The sequence below is a fragment of the Bradyrhizobium sp. WCU1 genome, from assembly GCF_053474805.1.
The window spans coordinates 7,226,654-7,252,298 of record NZ_CM130280.1 but is presented as its reverse complement, the minus strand read 5'-3'; the positions used below and the strand labels follow the sequence as shown (position 1 = coordinate 7,252,298).

Sequence of the window (25,645 nt, the reverse complement as noted above, 5' to 3'; positions counted from 1 at the left end):
CGATAGACCAACATTGTGGCCGATGCTAGGGGCTAAGCTTCGAATTAACCCCGGGTTTACCGATTCCAGACCTGCAAAAACGGCCCGAAAACCGGCCGAGAAACTACTTTCAGAATGATCGATATCCTCAATCTGGCGCTGCCGTATTTCGGCCTGATCTTCATCGGCTATGCCTGCGGAAAAGCCAAGGGTTTGCCCGAGAGCGGGCTCGCCTGGATGAATTTCTTCCTGCTTTACGTTTCGTTGCCGGCGCTGCTGTTCGGGATCATGTCCAAGACCCCGTTTGCGGAGCTGAACAACCCGCCATTCCTGATCGCCACCACGCTCGGAACCGTGATCGCGTTCTTCCTGGCGATGCTCGCAGGCAAGCTGATCGGACGCCTGACGCTGCGCGAGGCGACGCTCGCCGGGCTGTCGGGTGCCTACGGCAATATCGGCTATATGGGCCCCGGGCTGGCACTGGCCGTGCTCGGCACCAAGGCGGCGGCGCCGACCGCGCTGATCTTCTGCTGCGACAGCATCTTCCTGTTCTCGATCGTGCCGCTGCTGATCGAGCTCACCGACCGCGACCATCCCTCGCTGCTGCACGCATTCGGCGTGGTGCTCAAGCAGATCGTGCAGAACCCGCTGATCATGTCGGCGGTGTTCGGCGCGCTGGTCGCCGCGTTTCACGTTCCGATTCCGACAGCGCTCGACCGCACCATCCAGTTCCTGCAGAACGCCGCGGCGCCCATGGCGCTGTTCGCGCTCGGCGTCACCGTGGCGCTGCGGCCGTTCGAGCGGGTGCCGTGGGAGGTGCCGGGCGTGGTTGCGATCAAGCTGCTGATCCATCCGCTGCTGGCCTTCGGACTGATGCTGCTGTTCGGCCCGTTCGCGCAGCCTTGGGCGGCGACCGCGGTGCTGATGGCCTCACTGCCGCCGGCGCTCAACGTGTTCGTGATCGCGCGGCAGAACGACACCTGGATCGAGCCGGCGTCGGTCGCGGTGCTGATCGGCACCTTCGCCTCGGTGATCACGCTGACCAGCGTGATGTGGTTCATCCAGAGCGGGCGACTGGTATTTCCCTAAGCGCGCATGATGCTCACCGCCGCCAGGACGGCGCAAGGCCCTCGCGCATCGCCAGACGCCGCAGCGGGCCGAACGCGCCGAGCACGTGCAGGCCGGCGGCACGCGCGGTCTGCACGCCGAGGAAATCGCTCAGCAGCGAGCGGTTGGCGATGTCGATCGCCCAGGTCCGGCTGGCCACGTCGGGCCGCCGCGCGGCCTGGTAGCGTGCCAGCACGTTCGGCGCGCCGGGATCCTCGCCGCGGCCGATCGCCTGGCCCGCGATCTCGGCGATATCGGCGGCATCGCGCAGCCCCATGTTGAGGCCCTGCGCGCCGATCGGCGGCAGCACATGGGCGGATTCTCCGACCAGCGCGATCCGGTTCCTGGCGAACTGCCGAGGCCGCTCGATGGCGAGCGGAAATACATGCCGTCCGGGCTGCACCTCGACGCGGCCGAGAATCGAATGCGATTGCCGCTCGGCCGCTTCGGACAATTCCTCGTCGCCGAGCGCCTTCAGCCGCTCGGCCTCCTTGGGTGTCGAAACCCAGACCACGCTGCTGCGGTCGCCGCTGAGCGGCACGAACACGCAAGGGCCGTGCTCGGTGTGAAACTCGGTCGAGATGTTCCGGTGCGGGCGGCTGTGGGTGATGTTGAAGGTGAGGGCGGACTGCCCGAGCGCGCGGCTGACAACCTCGATACCGGCGGCCTCGCGGGACAATGAATTGCGGCCATCGGCGCCGACCACGAGCCGGGCCCGCAGCGGCTGGCCCTGCCGCGTCACCACGGTGACCCCGGCATCATCCGGCTGCACCGCGGCGGCCTCGTCGTCGAACCGCGTCAGCGCTGCGATCTCGCCGGCGCGCTCCTCGAGCGCCGCGACCAGCGCGCGGTTGTCGATGTTGAAGCCGAACTGCTCGCGGCCGATCTCGTCGGAATTGAACCGCACTTCCGGTGCGCGGATCAGGCGGCCGGTGTCGTCGACCAGGCGCATGGTCTTGAGCGCGGCCGCCTTGTCGCTGCAGCGCCGCCAGACGTCGAGCCGTTCCAGGATGTCGGTCGAAGCGCCGAGCAGCGCGGTGGTGCGGTTGTCGGCATAGGGCGCGCGGCGCGCCAGCAGCGCGGTCCGCGCGCCGGCATCGGCGAGTGCGATCGCAGCCGTCAATCCGGCCGGGCCGCCGCCTATTACGATAACGTCATAATCGAGCGAGCTGTCGGTCATATCTGGACATTTGACATGCTTGGCCCGATTTTCAAGCCATCGGTAACCACCAAGAGTTTCCAACGGTTTGCGCGGCCGAACGCCGCAAGACTGCATATGCAAAGTGGGCCGATTCCTGATAGCACTCGGCCGATGGAGCACTCGAGCCAGCCGGATGCGCTGCCAGAACGGATGCGGACCGCCGCATTCTCCGTTCATATTTTCACGGCACTCGGCGCCGGGGTGGCGCTGCTGGCGATGCTGGAGGCCGTGCGCGAGCACTGGGCCAACATGTTCGCCTGGCTCGGGGTTGCGCTGATCATCGACGGGATCGACGGCCCGCTGGCGCGCCGGCTCGACGTGGTTCGGCTGCAGCCGAACTGGTCGGGCGAGGTGCTCGACCTGGTGGTCGATTTCGTCACCTATGTGTTCGTGCCGGCCTATGCGATCACCGCGAGCGGCATGCTGCTGCCGCTGGCCGCGCCGATCCTCGGCATCGGCATCGTGGTCTCCAGCGCGCTGTATTTCGCCGACCGCCGCATGAAGGCCGACGACAATCATTTCCGCGGCTTCCCGGCGCTGTGGAATGCGGCGGCGTTCTATTTGTTCCTGCTGCATCTGCCGCCGGTGCTGTCGACCATCGTGGTCGCGCTGCTGATCGTGCTGACCTTCGCGCCGTTTCACGTGCTGCACCCGTTCCGCGTGGTGCGGCTGCGCTGGCTGACGCTGTGGCTGCTCGGCGCCTGGGCGGTGCTCGGCGCGTATACGCTCGCCAACGATTTCGTGGTTGGCGCGCCCATCACCTTCGGTCTCTGCGCCATTGCCGTCTACATTGTCGGCAGCGATACCGTGATCCGCCGGATGAAAGCCTTCAGAGCATGATGCAATTGATCAGCAGCCCGGAAGCCTGGGCAGCGCTGTTGACCCTGACTGCGCTTGAGATCGTGCTCGGCATCGACAACGTCATCTTCCTGTCGGTGCTCGTCTCGCGGATTCCGCAACCGCAGGCCAACCGCGCGCGGCAGATCGGTTTGCTGCTGGCGCTGGTGTTCCGCATTCTGCTGCTGTCGATCCTGGTCTGGCTGATCGGGCTGACCCAACCGGTGATATCAGTGCAGGACATCTCACTGTCGTGGCGCGACATCATCCTGATCGGCGGCGGCCTGTTCCTGATCGCCAAGGCGACCCACGAAATCCACGGCGAGGTCGAGGCGCGTGACGTCGAGGAGAGGGAGAAGCCGAGCCCCAACGCATTCTTCTGGGTGATCGTGCAGATCATCATCATCGACCTCGTGTTCTCGCTGGACTCGATCATCACCGCGATCGGTATGGCGCAGGACATCGAGATCATGGTCGCGGCGGTCGTGATCGCCTGCGCCATCATGTACATCTCGTCCGGACCGGTGGCGCGGTTTGTCGCGGAGCATCCGACCACCAAGATGCTGGCGCTGGCGTTCCTGGTGCTGATCGGCGTGGCACTGGTAGCCGACGGCTTCAAATTCCACATTCCGCGCGGCTACATCTATTTCGCGATCGTCTTCGCGGTCGCGGTCGAGATGTTCAACGTGCTGGCCAAACGCAACCGCAAGAAGGCCGCGCGCTAAGACATGATGAGATTGGGTTGAAGTGGATCGGCAGTGGAGGTTCACCTCTCCCTTGGGAGAGGTCGGCGCGTAGCGCCGGGTGAGGGGTTATAGTCCCTCGTTAGCGCTGCGGCCCCTCACCCGATTTGCTTCGCAAATCGACCTCTCCCCGATGGGGAGAGGTGAAGTCGCGCGTGGCCGAACCGATTCGATCCCAACACATCTTGCTCTGGGCCGGCTCCAGGCCGCTTGGTTGACAAGAAGGTGCCGATGGCATTCGCTCGGCAGGTCAGAATTTGAGGGGAGCGACGACATGACCAAGGCTGTGCGCGTGCACAAGGTGGGGGGACCGGAAGTCCTGACCTATGAGGACGTCGAGGTGGGCGCACCCGGGACCGGCGAGGTCAGGATCCGCCAGCATGCGGTCGGGCTCAACTTCATCGACGTCTATTTCCGCACCGGCCTCTACAAGGCGCCCGGCCTGCCGTTCATTGCCGGCAACGAGGCCGCGGGCGAGGTTTTGGCGGTCGGTCCGGGAGTGACCAATTTCCACCCCGGCGATCGTGTCGCCTACTACTACAACCTCGGCGGTTACGCCTCCGAGCGCGTCATCCCGGCCGACAAACTCGTCAAACTGCCCGACCACATCACCTATGAGCAGGGCGCCGTGCTGATGCTCAAGGGGCTCACGGTCTGGTACCTGCTGCACAAGACCTTCAAGGTCGAGCAGGGCCATCGGGTACTGATCCACGCCGCGGCCGGCGGCATCGGGCTGCTCGCCTGCCAGTGGGCGCGGGCGCTCGGCGCACATGTCATCGGCACTGTCGGCTCGAAGGCGAAGGCCGATCTCGCGCTCGCCAATGGCTGCGACCATGTCATCCTCTACAACGAGGAGAACTTCGTCGAACGCGTCAAGCAGATCAGCCGCGGTGAGCTCTGCGACGTGGTCTATGACGGCGTCGGCAAGACCACGTTCCCGGGATCGCTATCGTGCCTCAGGCCGCGCGGCCTGTTCGTCTCGTTCGGCAACGCCTCGGGCCCGGTGCCGCCGTTCCCGCTCGCCGAGCTCAACAACCACGGCTCGCTGTTCGCGACGCGGCCGAAGCTCAACGATTATGTCGGCACCCGCAAGGAACTGCTCGAAGGCGCCGACACGCTGTTCGCCGCCGTGATCAACGGCAAGCTGCACGTGCCGATCAACCACGCCTACGCGCTGAAGGATGCGGCGAAGGCGCATATCGACCTGGAAAGCCGGGCCACCACCGGCGCGGCAATTCTCAGGCCGTAGTTCTCGCCGTCATTGCGAGCGAAGCAATCCATTATCTCCGCACATGCGGATCGATGGATTGCTTCGCCGCTGCGCTCCTCGCGATGACGAGCGGGTTGGTTCTTACGCCACCCGCCTTGCTGCTCCGACCTTGGTCAGCACCGTATCCAGGCAGTCGATCATCAAGGCGATCTCCTCCCGTGTGACGTTGAGCGCCGGCATGAAGCGCAGCGTGTCGGGCTGCGGCGAGTTGACCAGCACGCCGGCCGCTAACGCCTCGGCCATCACAGCTGCGCCGATCGGCATCTTGAGGTCGAGCGCGAGCAGCAGGCCGCGGCCCCTGATCTCGCCGAGCCCGTGCCGCGCCGATAGCCGCTGCAATTCACGCTCGAGCAGCAGCCCGGTGTCGGTGACCGATTTCAGGAAATCGGGCTTGCCGATCTGATCGAGCACGACGAGACCCGCGGCACACATCAGCGGATTGCCGTTGAAGGTGCCGCCCTGATCGCCGTGATCGAAGCAGGAGGCATGTTCGGTTGCGAGCAGCGCCGCCAGCGGCACGCCGCCGCCGATGCCCTTGCCGAGCGTCATGATGTCGGGCGCGATCCCGGCATGCTCATGGCCGAACAGCTTTCCGGTCCGGCCGATGCCGGTCTGGATCTCGTCGACGATGAGCAGCAGGCCGCGCTGCTGGGTCAGCGCGCGCAACTCCTGCAGGAATGCGTCGCTCGCAGGCCAGACGCCGGCTTCGCCCTGGATCGGCTCGAGCATGACCGCGACCGTCGACGGGGAGATCAACTTCCGCACCGACTCGATATCGTTCAGCCGCGCTTTCCGGAAGCCCGAGACCTTCGGCTCGAACAGCGGCTCGAACGCCTTCTTGCCCGAGGCCGACATGGTCGCGAGCGTCCGGCCGTGGAAGCCGCCTTCGAAGGTGATGATCTCGTGCGCTCCGCCCTTGTACTTGGCGCCGAATTTCCGCGCGAGCTTGATCGCGCCTTCGTTGGCCTCCGCGCCGGAATTGGCGAAGAACACCTGGTCGAAGCAGCTGCTGTCGACCAGCGCCTTGGCCAGTTTCAGGCTCTGCTCGTTGTAGAACGCCGGGCTCGGCGTCAGCAGCCGCCGGGCCTGCGCCGCCAGCGCGTCGGCGACGATGACCGGCGAATGGCCGAGCGGATTGACGGCCCAGCCCTGCACGAAATCGAGATAGCGGTTGCGGTTGGCGTCCCAGAGATAGGAGCCGGCGCCGCGCACGAACACGACCTCCGGGCGGGCGGTGATGTCCATCAGCGCGTCGAACGGATGGGTGGCGTTGGTCATGTCGATCTCCTCTGGGGACAGTGTTGGGAAAAAGGGCAGGCCGAAAAGCGAGAAGGCCGCGCTTTGGGGGCGCGGCCTTCTCGAAAACCTCAGCTGATGCTTTTAGCTAATCAGCGCTGGCGTCGGACATGGCGCGACCCTTCATCGTCGTTGCGACGACGCTGGCAGGTGGCGCGGCGGTTGGTCCGGTTCAGCTTCATGGCGCGGGCTCATACAGCCGAACCGGCGGCGGTGTCAAGCGGGAGGTGATCTCGCACGCAAGCGGCTCGTGGAGCGTGTTAGGCTGCCGCCAGGCAATCCTGGAGGTGGCGCCGTGATCAAGCTGCTGATCGAACGAGATCTTCCTGCCAATTTCGATGTCACCGATGACGCGCAGGCGGCGCGGCATGCGCGCATTGCGCTGGACGCAATCATCGCAACGCAGGGCAAGATGCACTGGCTGTGCACCTACGCCACCGATGACCGCAAGCTGTTCGGCCTCGTCGTGGTCGAGAGCGAGGAGGTCATCGATGCCTATGTGCGCAACGCAGGCATCGGCAGCTCGGTCCGCATCCGTCGGGTACTGCGCACGCTGGATCCGGCGCTCGCGGCTCCGCCGGCCGCCAATTAGCCGAGGTCAGAATCCGGCGACGGTGCCGTGGAGATCGTATTCGTCGGAACGCTCGATCTTGGCGGTGACGATTTCGCCGACCTTCAGCGGGCGGCGGCTGCTGAGGTACACCGCGCCGTCGATCTCCGGCGCGTCGGCCTTTGAACGGCCTTTTGCCACTGTCGGACCGACCTCGTCGATGATCACCTGCTGGCGGGTGCCGACCTTGCGCTTGAGGCGGCGCGCGGAAATCTTCTGCTGCCGGGCCATCAGCGCGTTCCAGCGCTCCTGCTTGACCTCGTCGGGCACCGGGTTGCCGATCGCATTCGACGTGGCGCCGGCCACCGGCTCGTATTTGAAGCAGCCGAGGCGATCGATCCCGGCTTCATCGAGCCAGTCGAGCAGATAGGCGAAATCGGCATCGGTCTCGCCGGGGAAGCCGACGATGAAGGTCGAGCGCAGCGTCAGCTCCGGGCATTGCTCGCGCCACTTCTGGATCCGTGCCAGCGTCTTCTCCTGCGCGGCCGGACGCTTCATCGCGCGCAGCACGTCGGGGCTCGCATGCTGGAACGGGATGTCGAGATAGGGCAGCACCTTGCCATCGGTCATCAGGCCGATGACCTCGTCGACATGCGGGTAGGGGTAGACATATTGCAGCCGCACCCAGGCGCCGAGCTCGCCGAGCTCCTTTGCCAGATCGTAGAACTTCGCGCGCACCGAGCGATCCTGCCACGGGCTCTCGGCATATTTCAGGTCGACGCCATAGGCCGAAGTGTCCTGCGAGATGACCAGCAATTCCTTCACGCCGGCCTTCACCAGCTTCTCGGCCTCGCGCAGCACGTCATTGGCCGGCCGCGACACCAGGTCGCCGCGCAGCTTCGGAATGATGCAGAAGCTGCAACGGTTGTTGCAGCCTTCGGAGATCTTCAAATAGGCGTAGTGGCGCGGCGTCAGCTTGACGCCCTGCGGCGGCACCAGGTCGAGATGCGGATTGTGCGCCGGCGGCAGCGCCCGATGCACGGCGTCCAGCACGCTCTCATATTGCTGCGGTCCGGTGATCGAGAGCACGCCGGGATAGGCGCTCTCGATCTGCTCGGGTTCGGCGCCCATGCAGCCGGTGACGATGACCTTGCCGTTCTCCGCCATGGCTTCGCCGATCGCGGCGAGCGATTCCTGCTTGGCGCTATCTAGGAAGCCGCAGGTGTTGACGATGACGATGTCGGCCCCGTCATGCTTGCGCGCCAGCTCATAGCCCTCCGCGCGCAGCCGGGTGATGATGCGTTCGGAATCGACCAGCGCCTTGGGGCAACCCAAGGACACAAAGCTCACTTTCGGCGCGGCGGCCTCTTGCATATCGTCCCAAATCTGCCTGATTGATGGGCAGGAGCTAGTCCCAATTGCCGAGAATTACAACCCTTTCCCGGACCTTCTGGCGTGATATGGATGCAGTCGCCGGGGCTTAAGAGTTGTCGATGAGCGCAGAATCGTCTCCCAGGATCGTCATCGTCGACGAGAGCCCGATCCGCGCGGCCATCCTGGAGGAGGGGCTGCGGGAGGCCGGCTACACCGACGTGGTCCATATCAGCGAGATGCAGAGCCTGCTGTCGCGGATCTACGCGCTCGATCCCGAAATCATCGTCATCGACCTTGAGAACCCCAGCCGCGACGTGCTGGAACAGATGTTCCAGGTCAGCCGTGCGGTGCGCCGGCCGATCGCGATGTTCGTCGACCAGAGCGACGCTGCCTCGATCCAGGCCTCGGTGGAGGCGGGCGTCTCCGCCTATATCGTCGACGGCCTCAAGAAGGAGCGGATGAAGCCGATCCTCGATCTCTGCGTGTCGCGCTTCAATGCCTTCGCCAAGCTGCAGGATGAGCTCGACCGCACCAAGCACGCGCTGGAGGAGCGCAAGGTGATCGACCGCGCCAAGGGCATCCTGATGAAGGTGAAGGGGCTGACCGAGGAGGAGGCCTATGTGCTGATGCGCTCGACCGCGATGCGCGAGAAAAAGAAAATCGGGGAGATCGCGCAATCGATCCTGACGGCGTCGGAGCTCTTGAAATGACCACACCCTTGCGCATCGGGTTCATTCCTCTGGTCGACGCCGCCGCATTGATCGTCGCCGTCGACAAGGGTTATGCCGCGACTGAGGGCCTCGACATCACGCTGGTCCGCGAAGTGTCGTGGTCGAACGTCCGCGACAAACTGAATATCGGCCTGTTCGATGCCGCCCATCTGCTGGCGCCGGTCGCGATCGCCTCGAGCCTCGGGCTTGGCCACGTCAAGGTGCCGATTACAGCGCCGTTCAATCTCGGGCTTAACGGCAACGCCATCACGGTCTCGCCGGCGCTGCATGCCGCGCTGATGGAGGAGATCGACGGTGACCGCTTCGATCCGATGGCGACCGCGCAGGCGCTGGCCCGCGTGGTTGCGAAGCGGCGCAAGAGCGGGGCCGAGCCGCTGACCTTCGGCATGACCTTCCCGTTCTCGACCCACAATTATCAATTGCGATTCTGGATGGCTGCCGGCGGCGTCGATCCCGATGAGGACGTCCAGCTCGTGGTGCTGCCGCCGCCCTACATGGTCGACAGTCTCGCCAACGGGCACGTCGATGCGTTCTGCGTCGGCGCGCCTTGGAATTCGATCGCGGTTGATCTCGGCGTCGGCCACATCCTGCACTTCGTCTCCGACATCCTGCTCAGCGCGGTGGAGAAGGTGCTCGCGGTGCGCCAGAGCTGGTCGGAGAAGCATCCAGACGTCGTGGCGTCACTGGTGCGCGCGCATCTGCGCGCCGCCGAGTTCATCGAGCAACCGGAGAACCGGCCCGAGGTCGCGCGCATTCTTAGCTCACCCGAGCGGCTCGGCGTCGACGCCAGCGTCATCCAGCGCACGCTCGATGGTCGTTTGAAGATCTCGCCGGACGGCACCATGCGCGAGAGCAATCGCTATTTGCTGGTGGGGCGCGAGGCGGCGGCGCGGCCGGATCCCGCGCAGGCGGCCTGGCTCTACGCCCAGATGGTGCGATGGGGCCAGACACCGTACCGGCCGGAGGCGCTGAAGGCCGCCATGGCGGTGTTCAGGCCCGACCTCTACGACGCCGCGTCCGGTCGCCCGGCAGGCGCCTCCCACGCCATCGGCGCGTTCGCCGGTCCACCGTTCGATCCGGCCGACATCCCCGGCCATCTGGCTGCATTCAGGATCGGGCGCTGGAAGCCCTGAGTGCGGGTAGTGGCCGACGCCAGCGGGGGGCCTCCGACTCCTTTGCATGGGGTTGTTTTCGAGATTTTCGGTCACGCGGGACTGGCGCGGGTTCCCGACGCCTCGAATTGCGACGAATAACATTCTCGGGCGAGCCCGAGAGGAAGAAGATTCCTCCGGGAACCGGGTTCCTCGCGGGTGTGGCGTCGCTATTTTTGCCACCCGCTTGAATTGCGCCACGAACGATATTCCATATGCCCGAGAATGGGGCGTTGGAGATCGACCATGCGCGAACTATCGGCGGAAGCCCGCCTGCACTTTCACGCGCGGCAAGTTTCAAGAAAGTCCGGGGCCGGAATTCACACCGCGGCGCTGTACAGCGCCTTTGCTGTGATCGCGGCGATCGTGTTCGGCACGCTGTCCGTCCACCCGTTCTGAGACCTTCTGAACAGTCAAAAGCCGCCGTCTGATGTGATCAGGCGGCGGCTTTGTATTGGCTGGGTGTGGATCGCTCAGTAGCGGCCGTAGCCGTAGCCGTAGCCGCCGCAGGTGTTGCAGGTCTGCTGAACCGGGGCGTAGTAGGAATAGCCCGGCGAGACCATCTCGGTGCGTTCCTGGGTGGCGTATTGCGGCGCGATCCGCTCATAGGCGACGCCTTCGGGCGCGACCATCACGGTCTTCGGCACCATCACGGTGCGATACTGCGCAGGGGTGCGATGCGCGACGACGCGGCCCGGCGCCACCATCACGGTTTCCTGCACGGTGCGATACTGCGGCGGCACCGTCTGCACCTGATAGCAGGTCGTGCAGGGCTGGGGCGGCGGCGTATAGCAGCTGTAGCAGCCGGCGGATGCAGCGCTGGTGAAGGCGGCGGTGGCAACCGCCGCAATGGCGAGGGAGAGGCTGGTGCGGAACATGCTTTCGTACCCAATTTCCTGAGAGGACAATCAAAGGCTCGGAATCTGCACCTAGCAATCAAACGGCAAGTTTGGGTTTAAGAAGACTCTTAACGGAATCTAAAAGGGCCGGCGCGGTGGCCGGCCCTCGGTCATTGCGTGGGCTGTTCAGTGCGCGGTCTTGAACGGCGCAACCGTGATGCCGGCCTGCTTCAGCGCTTCGCGCAGGCCCTGCGCGATCTCGACGGCGCCGCGCGTATCGCCGTGAATGCATACGGTATCGGTCTGCATCTTGATCACCTTGCCGGTGACCGAGACGACCGCACCATCCTGCACCATCCGCACCACGCGCTCGGCGATCGCCTTGGGATCATGCAGCACCGCACCGGGCTTCTTGCGCGACACCAGATTGCCGTCGTCCTCATAGGCGCGATCGGCAAACACCTCATGCGCCATCCGTAAGTTGGCGGCTTCGCCGGCGCGCACCAGCTTCGAGTTTGCCAGCACCACGAACACGAGGCTCGGATCGACGGCCTTGATCGCATTGGCGATCGCCCGCGCGGTCATGTCGTCCTCGCAGGCGACGTTGGAAATCGCGCCATGCGCCTTCACGTGGGTGACCTTGTGGCCGGCCGCAGTCGCGATCGCCTGCAAGGCGCCGATCTGGTAGGCGATCAGGTTCTCGATCTCCGAGGACGTCAGCCCCGGCATCGGACGGCGACCGAAACCATGCAGGTCGCGATAGCCGGGATGGGCGCCGACGCTGACGCCGCGCGCCTTCGCGAGCTCGACCGTCTTGCGCATGATGTCGGCATCGCCGGCATGGAAGCCGCAGGCGACGTTGACCGAGGTCGCTAGCTCGATCATCGCCGCATCATTGCCCATTTCCCAGGGGCCGAAGCTTTCGCCGAGATCGCAATTGAGGTCGACGGTTTTGGTCATGACGATCGATCCGTTTGTTGTGTTGATTCAGGGTAACGCGACTTGCCAGGTCGATACATCCACAGCGCTGACCGCCTGGCCCGCGACATTCGCATCCCGCAGCGCTTCGATGTTGAGACCAAAATCCTCGATGCCGCGGAGGCGGTCGGGCAGTGAACGCAGCAGCGCGTGGAGCTTGATCGCTTCGGCCTGCGCTTCCGCCATCGTCACCGCTTTGAAGCGGAACGGCCGGCCGGCCGAGAGCTGCGCGAAGCGACCGAAATCCGCCGTGATCACGGTCGCTATCTTCGGATAGCCACCGCTGGTGCCGCGGTCGGGCATCAGCACGATCGGCTGGCCGTTGCCGGGCACCTGGATGCTGCCGTTCACGGTGCCGTCGGAGACGATGTTGTGGCCGTCGAGGTGCCTGATGACGGGACCCTCGAGACGGTAGCCCATGCGGTCGCTGGTGGCCGAGATCTTCCACTCGCTGTCGATGAACAGCTTCTTGTTGTCCTCGGCGAACTCGTCGTCCTGCGGGCCGAACACGACGCGGATCGGCGCATCGGTCTCCGCCGGCAACTCGATGCGGCGCTCGGCGGCGGCGCTGGCGGCTTTTGTCGTCAGCTCGTCGCCGCTCTGCAGCGGGCGCGGGTAGGGGCTGCCGAGCCCGGCGCGGGCATTGACCGCGAGGCTGCCGAACATCGGCTCGCCTTCGATGCCGTGCTCGATCGCGAGATAGCTGAACGAACCACCGCGCGCGAAGCCGAGATTGAGCGTCTCGCCCTCGGCGAGCGTCGCCGAACTGTCGAACGCGACCGGCCGGCCGCCGATGTCAGCGTTGCGCGATGCCCCGGCGAGCCCGACGCGCACCGCGCCGCCGCGTGCGGTGAAGGCGGCGCCGAACGGGCCGATTTCGACCGCGGCGGCGAACGGGTCGTTGCCGACCAGCGTGTTGGCGGCCGCCAGTGAAAGCCGGTCCATCGCGCCGCTCGGCACCAGGCCGTAACGCTGCGAGCCCGGGCGCCCGCCGTCCTGCACCGAGCTTGCCGGGCCGATCGAGGTGACGACGAGCTTGCTCATGGCGTCACCAGTTCCGCGACGACCTCGCCGGCCTCGGCGGCGCGGTCCTGTTCTGCAAAGGTCTTGGCGTCGATCGCCGTAAAGGTGATGGCATCGCCTGGCTCCAGCAGGAACGTCGGGTCGCGATGCAATTGGTAGGTTCGCACCGGGGTGCGGCCGAGCAGGTGCCAGCCGCTCGGGCCGGCCAGGCACTGCACGCCGGTCTGGATGCCGCCGATCGAGATGGTACCGGCCGGGGTCAGCAGCCGCGGATCCTTGCGCCGGGGCATGTGCAGGAATGTCTCCAGCCCGCTGAGATAGGACCAGCCGGGCGTAAAGCCGATCATGGCGACGCGATAGTCGCCGGCGACATGGCGGGCGACGATCTGGTCGGGCGTGGTCTTGAGGCTCTTGGCGACATCCTCGAGATCGATGCCGTGCTCGCCGCCATAGGTGACGGGAATCCGCCAGCGCCGCGTGCCGGTCTCGGTCGGCGGTGCCTTGGCGGCGCGCGCGAGCAGCTGCTCGCCGAGCGCGTCGAAGCTGATCTGCACGGGATCGTAATGCACCAGCAGCGAACGGTAGGTCGGCACGGTCTCGGTGATGCCGGCGATCGGCTCGGCTGCGATCACCCGGTCGAGCGCGAGCACCCGCCGGTTGGCGGCATCATCGATGGTGCGGCTGAATTCCACCGTGATGGCGGCATCGCCACTCGGCAAAAGGCGGGGAGGACTTAAGGGTTCGGCCATTTGGATCAAGCGGACTTCGTCGGCCATCAAGCTAGCGTGTTTCGTGACAAAACGGAATTCGCTTCGTGCAAAATGACGCAGCAACTTCAATAAATTAATCGGCATGCCGGCGATAAATTTGGCTGATCGCAGCATTTTCGCGCAGCCCTTGACGCACGCCCTTTGCCCGGCAACATGCGCCGGTCTTTCCCTCCCATCGGAGCAAGCTCTCGAGATGTCACTGTCCACTGAGGCGATCGCGACGCTGTCGCACGTGTCCACCGCCACCATCACCACGGTCCTGCTCAAGAAGGGCCTGCGCAATATTTGGATGCGCGGCACCAAGCCGTTGAAGCCCGGGCTGAAGCGGCTGGTCGGACCGGCCTTCACGCTGCGCTTCGTTCCGGCCCGCGAGGACCTGGCGACGCCGGAATCGTGGTCGTCGCCGATCTCGACCCGCACCGCAATCGAGGCGATGCCGGCGGGCTGCATCGCGGTGGTCGATGCCATGGGCATCACCGACGCCGGCATCTTCGGCGACATCCTTTGCGCGCGGATGGTCAAGCGCGGGGTGACGGCGCTGATCACCGACGGCGTGGTGCGCGATGTCGAGGGCGTGCTCGGCACCGGCCTGCCGGTGTGGTGCGACGGCTACGCCGCGCCGCCGTCGGTCGCAGGGCTGACCTTCGTCGGCTGGGGCGAACCGATCGGCTGCGGCGGCGTTGCCGTGTTTCCGAACGACGTGGTGGTGGCGGACCAGGACGGCGCGGTGCTGATCCCGCAGGCATTCCTCGATCACGTGCTGGCCGAAGGGCCGGAGCAGGAACGGATGGAAGCCTGGATCGTCAACGAGGTGAACAACGGCGCCCAGCTGCCCGGCCTGTATCCGATGAATGCCGATACCAAGGCGCGTTACGCCGCATCCAAGAAATAACGTCAAGAAAGGGAGGTAACCCGATGGATATCCACGTTTCCGGCTCGCGGCCGACCCGCCGCGCGCCGAAGGAGCATTTCACCGGCAGCGTGCTGCAGGATCCGATCAACATGGCCCCGGCGCCGGCCCGGCTGAACGCCTCGCGGGTGTCGTTCGAGCCCGGAGCGCGCACCGCCTGGCACACCCATCCGCTCGGGCAGACGCTCTACGTGATCTCGGGCATCGGCCGCGTGCAGGCCAAGGACGGGCCGATCCGGGAAATCCGCCCCGGCGACGTGGTCTGGATTCCGCCGAACGAGAAGCACTGGCACGGCGCTTCGCCCGACAACAGCATGACCCACATCGCCATGCAGGAAGCGCTCGACGGGGTGTTCTCGACCTGGATGGAGCACGTCACCGACGAGGAATACAACGGCAAGCTCGGCTGACCGGTCGTTGCCGGCCAAAGGCAGAAGCCCCGCTTGTGAGCGGGGCTTCTACTTTTTCGGGACAGGCAATCAATTCACCCGCGTCCAGGTCTGGCCGCCGCAGAACATGCCGCCGAACGCGCAGCCCTGTACGCGCAGCGTGTCGGGGCTCTTCAGCGCGATGGTGGAATCGTAGGTGCTGCCGCTGTTCGGATCGAAGATGCGGCCGCTCCACTTGTCCTTGCCCGGCTTCATGTTGATCAGAACCTGTTCGCCGTTGGCGTTCGACTTCTTGTCGACCGAGTAGCCGCAGAGATTGGCGCCGCATTGCTCGATGCGGACCTTGCCTTCCTTCTCTTCAGTCAACCAGACGCCCAGCGGCGAGTTGGCTGCCTGCACCGGGTTCGCTGCAGGCGATGCGACACCGACCGTTGGCACTGGGACCGGACTCGCCGCCGGCGCCGCGCTTTGCTGCACGACCGGTGGCGGCTGTGGTGGTGGCGGTGCGGTCGCTGCCGTAGCCGGAGGTGGTGCGACGCTCGTGTTCGCGGGCTCGGTCATTGCGGCTGACGGCGCCGCCGGGGCGGCAGCCTGATCAATCGTAGCCGGAGCGGGTGATGCAGTGGCAGCGGGTGGCGTGACGGGCGGAGAGGGAGAATCCGTCCTGGCGTCTTTCGGTGTCGTCTCGCGCTTCTGCTCGGCGTCCCTGTGCTTGGTGCGTTTGGAACTGCGGCTGGTGTTGTCATAGACGCCGGGGATCGAAACCGTTCCACGATCCGGATCGATGCGGATGGTGCGGCCGCCGTAATCGAATGTGTATTGTGCCTGCGCTGTCACGGTGCTCGCCAGCACGAGCGCGGCGATCGCCAGAAGCTTCTTCATCTCGATCTCCAGTGCAGGGAATCCCGTTCGCAAGGCTATCTGGTGGCTGCCTCGTTGAACGTGTCCCAGATCACGGTCAGAACATGAGTCGTGTCCTCGCGGCTTAGGTTCAAAGCATTGGATCGCGGTTCGGTTTCAGGCCGTGCGCATCAATTTTTCGGAGCCGGGGTCTGACGCTGCAGGTTATTCGAACCACGCAGCGTAGATCTTCGCGTAGCTGCCGTCTTCGCGCGTGATGTGAAGCCACTGGTCGACGAACGCCTTCAAGGCGACGTCGCGCTGCATCCAGTAGGCTTTCTCGGCGAAGTCGAACGGCTTGTCGGGATGCACGGCGCAGAGCACACCGAGGTGCAGCTTCTGCTGATAGCGCGTCTCGGAGGCGTCGGTCATCATCAGATCGGCGTCGCCCTTGGCGATCTCGTCGAAGATTTTGGTGTTGTCGCTGAAGACGCGGATGTCGGCGGCCGTCACATTGGCGCGCGCAAAGCGCTCGTTGGTACCGCCGGGATTGACGATGACGCGGGTGCCGGGCTTGTCGATCTCGGCGAGCGTCTCGAACTTGCCCTTGTCGGCGCAGCGCGCGATCGGCGTCTTGCCCTCGCGCATGATCGGCGTCGAGAACAGGCCCTTCTTCTGCCGGTCGTAAGTGATGGAGATGCCGCCCATCGCGATGTCGAAACTGTCGGCCTCGAAATCCTTCATCATTTGCGGCCATGATGTCGGCACGAACTCAACCTTGACGCCGAGCGCCTTGCCGAGCGATTGCGCCATGTCGACGTCGAAGCCGCGAAATATCTTGGTCTCCTTGTCGAGCGCCGTGAAGGGCAGATAGTCGCCGGTCATGCCGACCCGCAGCGTGCCGCGCGCGACGATCTCATCGAGCCGAGATGGCGCCGGCTGTGCATGCGCAGCCGACAGGAGCAGAACGAGAGCGAGACCGGCCAGCGCGCGAAACATCTGATTTCTCCGTCAATTCCGATGACATGTCGTTGCGGAGCATTTAGACCAGATGGGACGATCGAGCCAGTATTGCGGGGCAAAAGTGACCATCTCGCTCCATGACGCATCCGTCGGTGTTTATGTGCCGTATCTGCGCAATCTTTCCGCGCTGCTCGATCATGCCGAGGCGCACGCCAGGGCGCGCAAGCTCGATCCAGACGTGTTGCTCGGAATGCGGCTCGCGCCGAACATGTACAGCCTTCGCCAGCAGGTCGGGGAGGCGAACCGGCACGTCGTCCTGAGCTGCGCCTTGCTGGCGGGGTGTGCGCCGCCGGTCTTCCCTGACGCGTCAATCGACATCGCCGGGCTGAAAGCGCGGATTGCCGCTACGATCGATTTTGTGCAGGGCCTGCCGCGGGAGGTGATCGACGCCGCGACCGACATGAACGTCGTATTCACGTTCAGGAGCGGCGCAACCAGGCCATTCACCGGCAAGTCCCTGATCCTGACCTTCAGCGTTCCGCAGTTCTTCTTCCATGTCGCAACCGCCTACGACATCCTGCGTCACGCCGGCGTCGATCTCGCGAAGAAGGACTTTCTGGGACCGCCGCGGCCGCCGCAGGGCTAGGCCTCGTTGCTGTCCCGGCTCATCCGCAGGGCGGCCGCAGTGCGGCTGGCGATCTCGTGCTTGAAATGCTCGAAGCGCCGCCGCGCTTCGGCTTCGCGATCATCGACGAATTTGATCGCGGCATCCCGGCCCATCGGGCCATTGACCAGTGGGGCCGTTCCTTCGCCGACGGTCTCGTCGACATAGTACTGGGCGCCGTCCTGGCGCACCGTCCAGCGGAAGCGCAGCGCAGCCATCGGGCCTGGGCCGGACTTGGAATAGCCGTCGGCCTCGATCGGTTGGGGCGGCTGGATCGGCTCCGGCTCCGGCGCGCTCGGCTCGGGCTCACTCGTCGGCGGCTCACTGGGCTCAGCCTGTGCGACCGGCTGTGACGGTTCGGTCGGCGCCGGCTCCTCGATCGGCTCCGGCTCGACAGCCGCCGGTTCGGCGGGCGCGGCCTCGATGGTCACGGTCTTGATGGATACGGTCTCGACGGTAACGACTTCGATCGACGTCGGCAGGGGCGGTGGCATTGCGATCGAGACTGGCGGCGTCGGCTCAGCCGCCCCGTCGGTCGTGTCGTCCGGCGACTTGGCCTTCTCGTGAGGTGTCTTGGTCTGATCGAGAATGCTCGCGATCGCGGCAAGCGCATTGTCGGTCGGGTCGCTCACGGTTCGGTCTCCCAGGCACAACGCCGGCGGAATCGCGCCGACGCCCTTTCTATCTACCTGATCTGACTATCCTTTGTCAGCTAGGCGCTTCGCTTGATGGAGCTAGGCGCAGACCGGCGGTCGCTTGTCCTTCCAGGGACGAACCTGTTCAAGCTGGGCGGCCAGGCGGAACAGCAGTCCTTCCTCGCCGAGCTTGGCCGCAAACATCATGCCGAGCGGCAGGCCGGCCTTGTTCCAGGCCAGCGGCACCGACATCGCCGGCTGCCCGGACATGTTGAACATCGAGGTGCCCGGCATGTAGCGGCGCAGCACCGGCGCGATGTGGCTCAGATCCTCGGACATCGTGTTCAACTCGCCGAGACGAAGCGGCGGCGCGCACAGGGTCGGGCTCAGGAAGACGTCGCAGCCCTCGAAGAAGGTCGCGAGCCCGCGCGAGACCTGGAACGCCGCAAGCTGCGCCGCGACATAGTCGGCCGGCGTCATCTTCACCGAGTTCTGGCCGCTGGCGAGCGTCAGCCGCTCGACGTCGTCAGATGTCAGCGTGCGCCCGACCCGCTGCTCGAGCAGGCGAATGGTCAGGGCCGTGTTGCCGCCGACGATCGTGGTCATGAGCGCGGCGGGATCGGCTGCAAGCGGCGGCGCGCGCTCCTCGACATGATGGCCAAGGCCGGCCAGCAGCTTGGCGGTGTCGCGCACCGCCGCTGATATCTCCGGGTCGATGGCATCGCCATAGGGCGACTTGTCGGTGAAGCTGATGCGCAGCTGGCCGGGGTCGCGGCCGACTTCCTGCGAGAACGGCCGCTCCGGCGGCGGCGCGACGTAGAGGCTCGACGGCTCCGGGCCATGGATCGCATCCATCATCACGGCGCTGTCGCGGACGCTGATGCTGAGCACATGGCCGACCGAGAAACCGCCCCAGCCTTCGCCGCGATCGGGACCGCAGGGGTTGCGGGCGCGCGTCGGCTTCATGCCGAACACGCCGCAGGCGGAGGCGGGAATCCGGATCGAGCCGCCGCCGTCGCTGGCATGCGCGACGGGCAGGATGCGCGCGGCGACCGCAGCGCCGGCGCCGCCGGACGAGCCGCCGGAGGAATGCTGGAGATTCCAGGGATTGCGGGTCGGGCCGAACAGACGCGATTCCGTCGTCGGCATCAGGCCGAATTCCGGGCTCGCGCTCTTGCCGAAGATCGCAAGTCCCGCATTGAGGAAGCGCTGGGTCAGCGTCCCGTTGTGGTCTGCGACGAAGTCCTTCAGCAGGCTGGCGCCCGACGTGGTGCGGGTGCCCTCGAGCAGATCGAGGTCTTTCAGCAGGAACGGAACGCCGGTGAACGGGCCGTCGGGCAAGCCCTTGGCGATCTGGCGCTCGGCGTAGTCGTAATGCTTGACGACGACCGCGTTGATCTTTGGGTCGACGGCGGTGGTGCGCGCGACCGCCTCGTCGAGCAGCTCCTTCGCCGTCACCTCTTTCTTGCGGACCAGCTCGGCGAGACCGACCGCATCGTAGTTGCCGAATTCCTTGAAGGCCATTTGGGTACTCCGCATCGCCGGGCCGATCCTGCCGATCGGCCGCGGCGCCAACGAGAAAGCTGAAAGGTCAGCCGAGGACGTCCTGGTTGATTACATTCTGGCGCAGCGGATTGCCGTCCAGCACGCTCAGGATATTGCGCGCGGTCTGCTCGCTCATGCGATCGACGGCCTCGACGGTCACGCCGGCCACATGCGGTGCCATGATCACGTTGGGCAAGGCGTGCAGGGGCTGGCCAACCGGCGGCGGCTCGACCTCGAACACATCGAGACCGGCGCCGGCGAGCTTGCCCGACACCAGCGCGTCGTGCAGCGCATTCTCGTCGACGATGCCGCCGCGGGCGGTGTTGATGAGGTAGGCGGTCGGCTTCATCAGCCTGATCCGCGCGGCGTTGAACAGGCCGACGGTCTCGGGCGACTTCGGGCAGTGGATGGTGACGAAATCCGCTCGCGGCAGCGCCGCCTCCAAGCTCGGCACGGCCTCGCAGCCGGCCGCGGTGATCTCGCTGGCGGGCTTGTAGGGATCATAGACCAGCACGTTCATTTCCATCGCGAGGCAACGCTTGGCGGTGCGGGTGCCGATCCGGCCGAAGCCCACGATCAAAACGGTCTTGCCGTAGAGATCGAAGGGCAGCACGCCGAGCCGGCTCGCCCAGGTGCCGTCCTTGACCATCGAGTGCATTTCCTGCGCGCGCTTGGCCAGCGTCAGCATCATGAACAAGGCATGCTCCGCGACCGACGGCGAGTTCGCGGTGCCTGCGACCATCAGCGGCACCTTGCGGCGGGACAGCGCCGGCACGTCGACCGCGTCGTAACCAACGCCGATCCGGGTCACCACCAGCATGCCCTTGGAGGCCTCGAGCTCCGCCTCGCCGAAGCGGGTGGCGCCGAGCGCCACACCATGGACCGGCGCGTGCTGCTCCAGCATCGCCTGGAAGTCCTTGGCCGAGATCAGGTTGGGAAATTCGATGAGTTCGACGTCGTCCCGCTCGTTGAGGAGCGCCCGTGCCCCCGGTGACAGAGTCTGGGTGATGAAAATCTTCTTCTTGTTGGTGGCCATTTCCTGCCCTTGAGGTTTCTTGTAAGCCGTCAAAGGACGGCGCCGGTCACCTCGTTTAGCAAATGCATATTGTTGAGGTCCACAGCCAATCGGAGCGGGCTGCCATCCTGCGCGCCGGCATTGGGACTGACCCGGCCGCAGATCTGGCCGCCTTCGAGCGTGAAATAGACCAGGGTCTCCATCCCCATCGGCTCGGTGACGTCGAGTACTGCGTCGAACGGCTCGACGCCGGGCTCGGCATGCGGCCGCGCCTCCATGATGTGCTCGGGCCGGATGCCGAGCAGCAGCCTGTCGGTGCGCGAGAGGGCCTGGTAGCGCGCGGCGCGCGCCGGCGGCAGCGCGAAGGCGAGGCGATCGGTCAGCCGGACGTTGAGCTTGCCGCCGACGTCCTCGAGCCGGCACGGCACGAAGTTCATCGCGGGCGAGCCGATGAAGCTTGCGACGAACCGCGTCGCCGGCTTGTGATAGAGCTCATTAGGCGTGCCTATCTGCTCGATCCTGCCGTGGTTCATCACCACCACGCGGTCGGCCAGCGTCATCGCCTCGACCTGATCGTGGGTGACGTAGACGGTCGTGGTGCGGACCTTCTGATGCACCTTCTTGATCTCGATCCGCATCTGCACGCGCAGCTTGGCGTCGAGGTTGGACAGCGGCTCGTCGAACAGGAACACCTTCGGATTGCGCACGATCGCACGTCCCATCGCGACGCGCTGGCGCTGGCCGCCGGAGAGCTGCTTGGGCTTGCGGTCGATCAGGTCGGTGATGTCGAGCATCCGGGCGGCCTCGGTGACCCGGCTCTTGATCTCCGCCTTGGGGTAGTGCTTCAGCCGCAGCCCGAACGACATGTTCTCGGCAACGGTCATATGCGGATAGAGTGCGTAATTCTGGAACACCATCGCGATGTCGCGGTCCTTCGGCGGCACGTCGTTGACGACATCGCCGCCGATCATGATGTCGCCGTCGGAAATGTCCTCGAGGCCGGCGATCATCCGCAAGGTCGTCGACTTGCCGCAGCCGCTTGGGCCCACCAGCACCACGAACTCATGGTCGGCGATATCGAGGTCGATGCCGCGCACCGCCTCGACCTCGTCGTAACGCTTCACCACCTTGCGCAAACTGACGTCGGCCATGAATTCCTACCCTTGTCGCGTTCAACCCTTCGTCGCACCGGCGGTCAGGCCGGCAATGTAGTAGTCCATCAGGAAAGCGTAGATGATCAGCGGCGGCGCGGCGCCGAGCAGGGCGCCGGTCATGATCTGTCCCCAGTTGAAGACGTCGCCTTTGATCAAGGTGGTGATGATGCCGACCGGCAGTACGAGCTGATCCGTCGAGGTCGTGAACACCAGCGGATAGAGGAACTGGGCCCAGGAAACCGTGAAGGCAAAGATCGTGGCCGCGATCAGGCCTGGCAGGGCGACCGGGATGAAGATCCGGGTCAGCGTCTGGAACCAGCTCGCGCCATCGATGATCGCGGCTTCGTCGAGCTCCTTCGGGATCGAGGCGAAATAGCCGATCATGATCCAGGTGCAGAACGGCACCGTCAGCGTCGGATAGATGAACAGCAGCACGTACCAGCGATTGACGAGCTGGATGCCAGTCCAGTCGCCGAACACGGCGAACATCTTGAACAGCGGGATGAACAGCAGGCTGTCCGGGATGAGATAGGTGAGGAACACGCCGGTCGCGAGCGTCGCCGAGCCCCAGAATTTCATCCGCGCCAGCGCAAAGGCGGCCGGCACGCTGATCAGCATCGTGATGGTGACGACGATGATCGAGACCCAGGCCGAATTCCAGAAGAAGCGCAGGAACTGGTTCGAGGTCAGCAGCTGGACGTAGTTTTCGAGTGTGGGTTGATGCACCCACCACGGATTGGTCGCCGCTGAAATCTCCGCGCTACCCTTCAGCGACGTGATCAGCATGTAGAATGGCGGTGTCAGCGAGAAGATCGCAAACAGCGTCAGGAAGAAATAGGACCAGCGCAGCGCCCAGGTCCGGTCACGGCTCATGCTGCCGTATTTCACCTTGCGCGTCGGTCCCGCCTTGTCGATCGTCACGGTGCTCATCAGGATTCGTTGCCGCGTTTGGTGATGTCGCGCAGGATGAAGATCGCCGCGACAGCGAGGATCGGCACCATGAACAGCGAGACGCTGGCGCCGAGCGGAATGTCGCTGCCCTCGATGCCGACGCGGAACGCCCAGGTTGCGAAGATGTGGGTGTGGTCGAGCGGGCCGCCCGCGGTCAGGATGCGGACGATGTCGAAATTGGCGAAGGTCACGATCAGCGAGAAGAGCGTCGTGATCGCGATGATGTTGCGCATCATCGGCAGGGTCACGTACCAGATGCGCTGCCACCAATTGGCGCCGTCGATTGCCGCCGCCTCATAGAGCTGCTCGGGTACCGATTTCAGCGCCGCCAGATACATGATCATGAAGAACGGCGCGCCGTACCAGACATTGACCAGGATCACCGAGAACCGCGCCCACATTGCGTCGCCGGTCCACGGGATCGGCCCGATGCCGAAGATGGAGAGCGTATAGTTGAACGCGCTGTAGGACGGGTCGAACAGCCACAGCCAGGCCAGCGTACTCATCGCCGGCGGGATCACCCACGGCACCAGCAGCATGCCGCGCCATTTGCGCTGCTTGTTGGCGGGCACGTTGTGCACAAAATGCGCGACGATGAAGCCGATCAGCGCTTTGAAGATCACCGCGGAGATCGCGAAAATGCAGGATTGCTTGACCACCAGCCAGAAAGTGTCGCGCTTGAACAGGAACTCGAAATTGCCGAAGCCGACGAACTTCGTCATCGCCTTGTTCAGCGTCGCCAGATGCAGCGAATAGATCGCCGGATAGATCACCAGCACGGCGATCAGCAGGATCAACGGCAGCGTCATCAGGAACGCGGACATCGACTTGCGCCGCAGCGCGTTGCGCAGGCCGACCCGTCTACGCCCCGACTGGGCTGCAGCTGTGCGGTTGGACTGGAATGCGACATCGACCATAACGGAGGTCCCTCGCGCGGGTTGGTTGCACAGCTCGCCGGTTCGGCGGTCGGGGTACGAAAACGAGACCTCGCGCGACCGGCACTATCTGCGGCCGCGCGGGGCTCGATTGCCGTCAGCTTCGCATGAAGCCTTCGCACTCGCCCTCGGCCCAGGCTAGCGTCTTCTCCATGGCTTCACCCTGGTAGTACCGCAGGCACATCTTGGTCAGGGTGGCCTGGAAGTAGATCTGCTGCGCGACCTTGGGCGGTGCAGGCGAGGCCGCAATCGACAGCGTCTGGTGCTTGTAGGGGTTCGGGTAGTGATAGAGCGTGCCCTTGGGCGGGCCTTGCTCTTCCCAGACCTTCAATGTCGTGAGCTTCTCGTAGGCCGGCAGGTCGTAGCCGCCGCTCGCGACCACCATCTTCTCGATCGACGCAGGTTGCGACAGGAAGGAAAGCAGGCTCTTGGCCGCCTCCTTGTTCTTTGAGAACGACCAGATCGACCAGAAGAACGGCAGATAGGGCGCAAAACGTCCCTTCGGGCCGGCCGGGAACCCGTGCGTCCAGCATTGCTCCGCGACTTGCGGCGCGTCGCGCTTGGCAACCGCCCACGCGCTCGGCGGGTTCATGATCATCGCGCCTTTGCCCGCGACCAGCCATTTGTTGTTGGAGGCATCGTCCCATGCGGCGACGTCTGGCGGCAGGAAGGCGAGCAGCTTCTTGTAGAATTCGAGCGACTGGCGCACCGCGTCGGTCTTGACGGTCAAATTGCCCTTGGCGTCGACCAGCTGCGCACCGAACGACTGGAAGATCGCACCGGCGGTGTCGACACTGTCGCTGGTCTCGCCGAGGCCGATACCGAACGGGAAGCCGGCCTTGTGGCAGGCTTCGGCCGCTTTGAGGAACGTATCGAGGGTCCAGTTATCCGCCTTCGGCGGGCTCCCGGCCGGATACATTTCCTGCACATCGATGCCGGCGTGCTTCTTCATCAGGTCGATGCGCGAGCAGGGGCCCTTGATCTGGCTGCCGACGCTGGCGGGAACGCCAAGCCATTTGCCGTCGGCCTGGCCGAGATACTTCACCGTGCCATTGACCTCGCCATTCAGCTTGACGAGCGGGTCCATGATGTCGTTGACCGGCTCGAGCAGCTCGGCATTGGCCTGCGGCCACCACGTCGGCATCTGGAAGATATCGTGACCCGATTTCGCCTGCGCCTCGGCAGCGATGGTGACGATGTTCTTGTTGCCCTGGCTGGTGATGTAGTCGATCTGGACCTCGACCTTTTCCTTGGCGGCCCATTCATTGACCAGATCGGTGGACGCACTGTTCGCGCCCGGCACCCAGTGATCCCAGAAGCCCATCGAGAGCTTTCCGGCTGCGTAGGCGCCACGCACGTAGGGGGCTGTGATGAGCGCCGCCGATGACAGCGCTGTCGCTGCAACGAATTCTCGGCGTGAAAGCGTCTTCCGTGACATGGCGTTCCCTCCCTGGCGAGCCACCGGACAAAAGACTTTTCGAATCCCGTTGTCGTTTTTGTGCGTCGCGTTCGCGCGACGTCGCGGGATTTCGTTCACACTGATCAGAACAGAATTGCCGGCGGCTGTCGAGAAACGAGATGCCCTTGTCGCGTAGTACTAACGTTGTGGTCAAATCGCAGGCAGTGCCGGCGTCACCGCGGATTACAGCACCTGTTGAGATCTTGCTGCGGCGCACGCGAGACCTGCTGAACGCACGCGCCGACGGGTGCGCGGTTGAGCCGCAGCTCTCAAGTCTGCCTGACCGAACCCTGTTCCGTCATGTTGATGCCCGGTGCAGCCGATAGACTTGCCGAA

The 25,645-nt window shown here is 64.9% G+C and carries 27 protein-coding genes; 11 read left to right on the top strand and 16 right to left on the bottom strand.

The annotated features are described in order from the left end of the window. The first annotated feature begins 114 nt into the window (after positions 1-114). Entirely contained in the window at positions 115-1,068 is a 954-nt protein-coding gene (locus tag ACTUWL_RS34000; protein ID WP_021081542.1) for an AEC family transporter, read from the top strand. A 13-nt stretch (positions 1,069-1,081) separates the two neighbouring features. Here ACTUWL_RS34000 and ACTUWL_RS33995 read toward each other — a convergent pair whose 3' ends face one another. Next, entirely contained in the window at positions 1,082-2,266 is a 1,185-nt protein-coding gene (locus tag ACTUWL_RS33995) for a UbiH/UbiF family hydroxylase (RefSeq protein ID WP_021081541.1), read from the bottom strand. A gap of 132 nt (positions 2,267-2,398) precedes the next feature. On the opposite strand from ACTUWL_RS33995, the gene pcsA reads away from it, so the two are divergent. The 3 genes from pcsA to ACTUWL_RS33980 all read left to right on the top strand — a co-directional run bounded on the left by pcsA (position 2,399) and on the right by ACTUWL_RS33980 (position 5,116). Further along, a complete protein-coding gene (gene pcsA, locus ACTUWL_RS33990) occupies positions 2,399-3,127 on the top strand; it encodes a phosphatidylcholine synthase (RefSeq protein WP_106939913.1) in 729 nt (242 codons plus the stop codon). After that, a complete protein-coding gene (locus ACTUWL_RS33985) occupies positions 3,124-3,849 on the top strand; it encodes a TerC family protein (protein WP_035653054.1) in 726 nt (241 codons plus the stop codon). Before pcsA ends, ACTUWL_RS33985 begins: the two co-directional genes overlap by 4 nt. Before the next feature lie 292 nt (positions 3,850-4,141). Then, entirely contained in the window at positions 4,142-5,116 is a 975-nt protein-coding gene (locus ACTUWL_RS33980) for a quinone oxidoreductase family protein (RefSeq protein WP_021081538.1), read from the top strand. 102 nt (positions 5,117-5,218) lie between these two features. Here the strand turns inward: ACTUWL_RS33980 and ACTUWL_RS33975 are convergent, their stop codons facing one another. After that, complete coding sequence (locus ACTUWL_RS33975; protein ID WP_021081537.1) at positions 5,219-6,415, bottom strand: acetylornithine transaminase; 1,197 nt, start codon at positions 6,413-6,415, stop codon at positions 5,219-5,221. 313 nt (positions 6,416-6,728) lie between these two features. On the opposite strand from ACTUWL_RS33975, the gene ACTUWL_RS33970 reads away from it, so the two are divergent. After that, the gene (locus ACTUWL_RS33970; protein ID WP_021081536.1) at positions 6,729-7,025 is read left to right on the top strand and encodes a hypothetical protein; all 297 of its coding nucleotides are present in this window, start codon (positions 6,729-6,731) and stop codon (positions 7,023-7,025) included. 6 nt (positions 7,026-7,031) lie between these two features. On the opposite strand, the gene rimO is transcribed toward ACTUWL_RS33970, so the two are convergent. Next, positions 7,032-8,357: a 30S ribosomal protein S12 methylthiotransferase RimO gene (gene rimO / locus ACTUWL_RS33965; RefSeq protein ID WP_021081535.1), complete on the bottom strand. Its 1,326-nt coding sequence runs from the start codon at positions 8,355-8,357 to the stop codon at positions 7,032-7,034. A 119-nt stretch (positions 8,358-8,476) separates the two neighbouring features. Between rimO and ACTUWL_RS33960 the strand changes: the two genes are divergently transcribed. From ACTUWL_RS33960 to ACTUWL_RS33950, 3 genes are all read left to right on the top strand, one after another. Then, positions 8,477-9,067 carry an ANTAR domain-containing response regulator gene (locus ACTUWL_RS33960; RefSeq protein WP_021081534.1) on the top strand — a complete coding sequence of 197 codons (591 nt, stop codon included), beginning with the start codon at positions 8,477-8,479 and terminating at the stop codon, positions 9,065-9,067. After that, complete coding sequence (locus tag ACTUWL_RS33955; protein WP_021081533.1) at positions 9,064-10,221, top strand: CmpA/NrtA family ABC transporter substrate-binding protein; 1,158 nt, start codon at positions 9,064-9,066, stop codon at positions 10,219-10,221. Before ACTUWL_RS33960 ends, ACTUWL_RS33955 begins: the two co-directional genes overlap by 4 nt. Before the next feature lie 264 nt (positions 10,222-10,485). Next, positions 10,486-10,638, top strand: a complete 153-nt coding sequence (locus tag ACTUWL_RS33950) for a hypothetical protein (RefSeq protein ID WP_021081532.1) — start codon at positions 10,486-10,488, stop codon at positions 10,636-10,638. 74 nt (positions 10,639-10,712) lie between these two features. Here the strand turns inward: ACTUWL_RS33950 and ACTUWL_RS33945 are convergent, their stop codons facing one another. From ACTUWL_RS33945 to pxpB, 4 genes are all read right to left on the bottom strand, one after another. After that, the gene (locus tag ACTUWL_RS33945) at positions 10,713-11,117 is read right to left on the bottom strand and encodes a hypothetical protein (RefSeq protein WP_021081531.1); all 405 of its coding nucleotides are present in this window, start codon (positions 11,115-11,117) and stop codon (positions 10,713-10,715) included. Positions 11,118-11,264: 147 nt separating this feature from the next. Then, complete coding sequence (locus ACTUWL_RS33940; protein ID WP_021081530.1) at positions 11,265-12,038, bottom strand: LamB/YcsF family protein; 774 nt, start codon at positions 12,036-12,038, stop codon at positions 11,265-11,267. Positions 12,039-12,065: 27 nt separating this feature from the next. Continuing rightward, entirely contained in the window at positions 12,066-13,100 is a 1,035-nt protein-coding gene (locus tag ACTUWL_RS33935) for a 5-oxoprolinase subunit C family protein (protein ID WP_021081529.1), read from the bottom strand. After that, positions 13,097-13,828 carry a 5-oxoprolinase subunit PxpB gene (pxpB, locus tag ACTUWL_RS33930; protein ID WP_035653061.1) on the bottom strand — a complete coding sequence of 244 codons (732 nt, stop codon included), beginning with the start codon at positions 13,826-13,828 and terminating at the stop codon, positions 13,097-13,099. Before pxpB ends, ACTUWL_RS33935 begins: the two co-directional genes overlap by 4 nt. Positions 13,829-14,042: 214 nt before the next feature. Between pxpB and ACTUWL_RS33925 the strand changes: the two genes are divergently transcribed. Together ACTUWL_RS33925 and ACTUWL_RS33920 are read left to right on the top strand one after the other, a co-directional pair. Continuing rightward, the gene (locus ACTUWL_RS33925; protein ID WP_021081527.1) at positions 14,043-14,741 is read left to right on the top strand and encodes a ribonuclease activity regulator RraA; all 699 of its coding nucleotides are present in this window, start codon (positions 14,043-14,045) and stop codon (positions 14,739-14,741) included. Positions 14,742-14,764: 23 nt separating this feature from the next. Then, positions 14,765-15,169 carry a (R)-mandelonitrile lyase gene (locus tag ACTUWL_RS33920; protein WP_021081526.1) on the top strand — a complete coding sequence of 135 codons (405 nt, stop codon included), beginning with the start codon at positions 14,765-14,767 and terminating at the stop codon, positions 15,167-15,169. Positions 15,170-15,238: 69 nt separating this feature from the next. Here the strand turns inward: ACTUWL_RS33920 and ACTUWL_RS33915 are convergent, their stop codons facing one another. Together ACTUWL_RS33915 and ACTUWL_RS33910 are read right to left on the bottom strand one after the other, a co-directional pair. After that, complete coding sequence (locus tag ACTUWL_RS33915) at positions 15,239-16,030, bottom strand: DUF2147 domain-containing protein (RefSeq protein WP_021081525.1); 792 nt, start codon at positions 16,028-16,030, stop codon at positions 15,239-15,241. 183 nt (positions 16,031-16,213) lie between these two features. After that, a complete protein-coding gene (locus ACTUWL_RS33910) occupies positions 16,214-16,987 on the bottom strand; it encodes a transporter substrate-binding domain-containing protein (protein WP_021081524.1) in 774 nt (257 codons plus the stop codon). 85 nt (positions 16,988-17,072) lie between these two features. Between ACTUWL_RS33910 and ACTUWL_RS33905 the strand changes: the two genes are divergently transcribed. Beyond that, a complete protein-coding gene (locus ACTUWL_RS33905; RefSeq protein WP_035653048.1) occupies positions 17,073-17,597 on the top strand; it encodes a DUF1993 domain-containing protein in 525 nt (174 codons plus the stop codon). Here the strand turns inward: ACTUWL_RS33905 and ACTUWL_RS33900 are convergent. The 7 genes from ACTUWL_RS33900 to ACTUWL_RS33870 all read right to left on the bottom strand — a co-directional run bounded on the left by ACTUWL_RS33900 (position 17,594) and on the right by ACTUWL_RS33870 (position 25,288). Further along, positions 17,594-18,247, bottom strand: coding sequence for a hypothetical protein (locus ACTUWL_RS33900; RefSeq protein ID WP_021081522.1), 654 nt, complete (start codon positions 18,245-18,247; stop codon positions 17,594-17,596). The genes ACTUWL_RS33905 and ACTUWL_RS33900 overlap by 4 nt on opposite strands. Positions 18,248-18,349: 102 nt before the next feature. Further along, entirely contained in the window at positions 18,350-19,789 is a 1,440-nt protein-coding gene (locus tag ACTUWL_RS33895) for an amidase (RefSeq protein ID WP_291738641.1), read from the bottom strand. 52 nt (positions 19,790-19,841) lie between these two features. Continuing rightward, positions 19,842-20,831 carry a hydroxyacid dehydrogenase gene (locus ACTUWL_RS33890; RefSeq protein WP_021081520.1) on the bottom strand — a complete coding sequence of 330 codons (990 nt, stop codon included), beginning with the start codon at positions 20,829-20,831 and terminating at the stop codon, positions 19,842-19,844. 29 nt (positions 20,832-20,860) lie between these two features. After that, positions 20,861-21,961 carry an ABC transporter ATP-binding protein gene (locus ACTUWL_RS33885; protein WP_106939911.1) on the bottom strand — a complete coding sequence of 367 codons (1,101 nt, stop codon included), beginning with the start codon at positions 21,959-21,961 and terminating at the stop codon, positions 20,861-20,863. A 21-nt stretch (positions 21,962-21,982) separates the two neighbouring features. Then, positions 21,983-22,894, bottom strand: coding sequence for a carbohydrate ABC transporter permease (locus tag ACTUWL_RS33880; RefSeq protein ID WP_021082228.1), 912 nt, complete (start codon positions 22,892-22,894; stop codon positions 21,983-21,985). Further along, positions 22,894-23,832, bottom strand: a complete 939-nt coding sequence (locus ACTUWL_RS33875; protein WP_021082227.1) for a carbohydrate ABC transporter permease — start codon at positions 23,830-23,832, stop codon at positions 22,894-22,896. The genes ACTUWL_RS33880 and ACTUWL_RS33875 overlap by 1 nt, the downstream gene beginning before the upstream one ends. A 115-nt stretch (positions 23,833-23,947) precedes the next feature. Next, positions 23,948-25,288 (bottom strand): ABC transporter substrate-binding protein, encoded by a 1,341-nt coding sequence (locus ACTUWL_RS33870; protein WP_021082226.1) that lies wholly within the window; start codon positions 25,286-25,288, stop codon positions 23,948-23,950. Between the last annotated feature and the right edge of the window lie 357 nt (positions 25,289-25,645).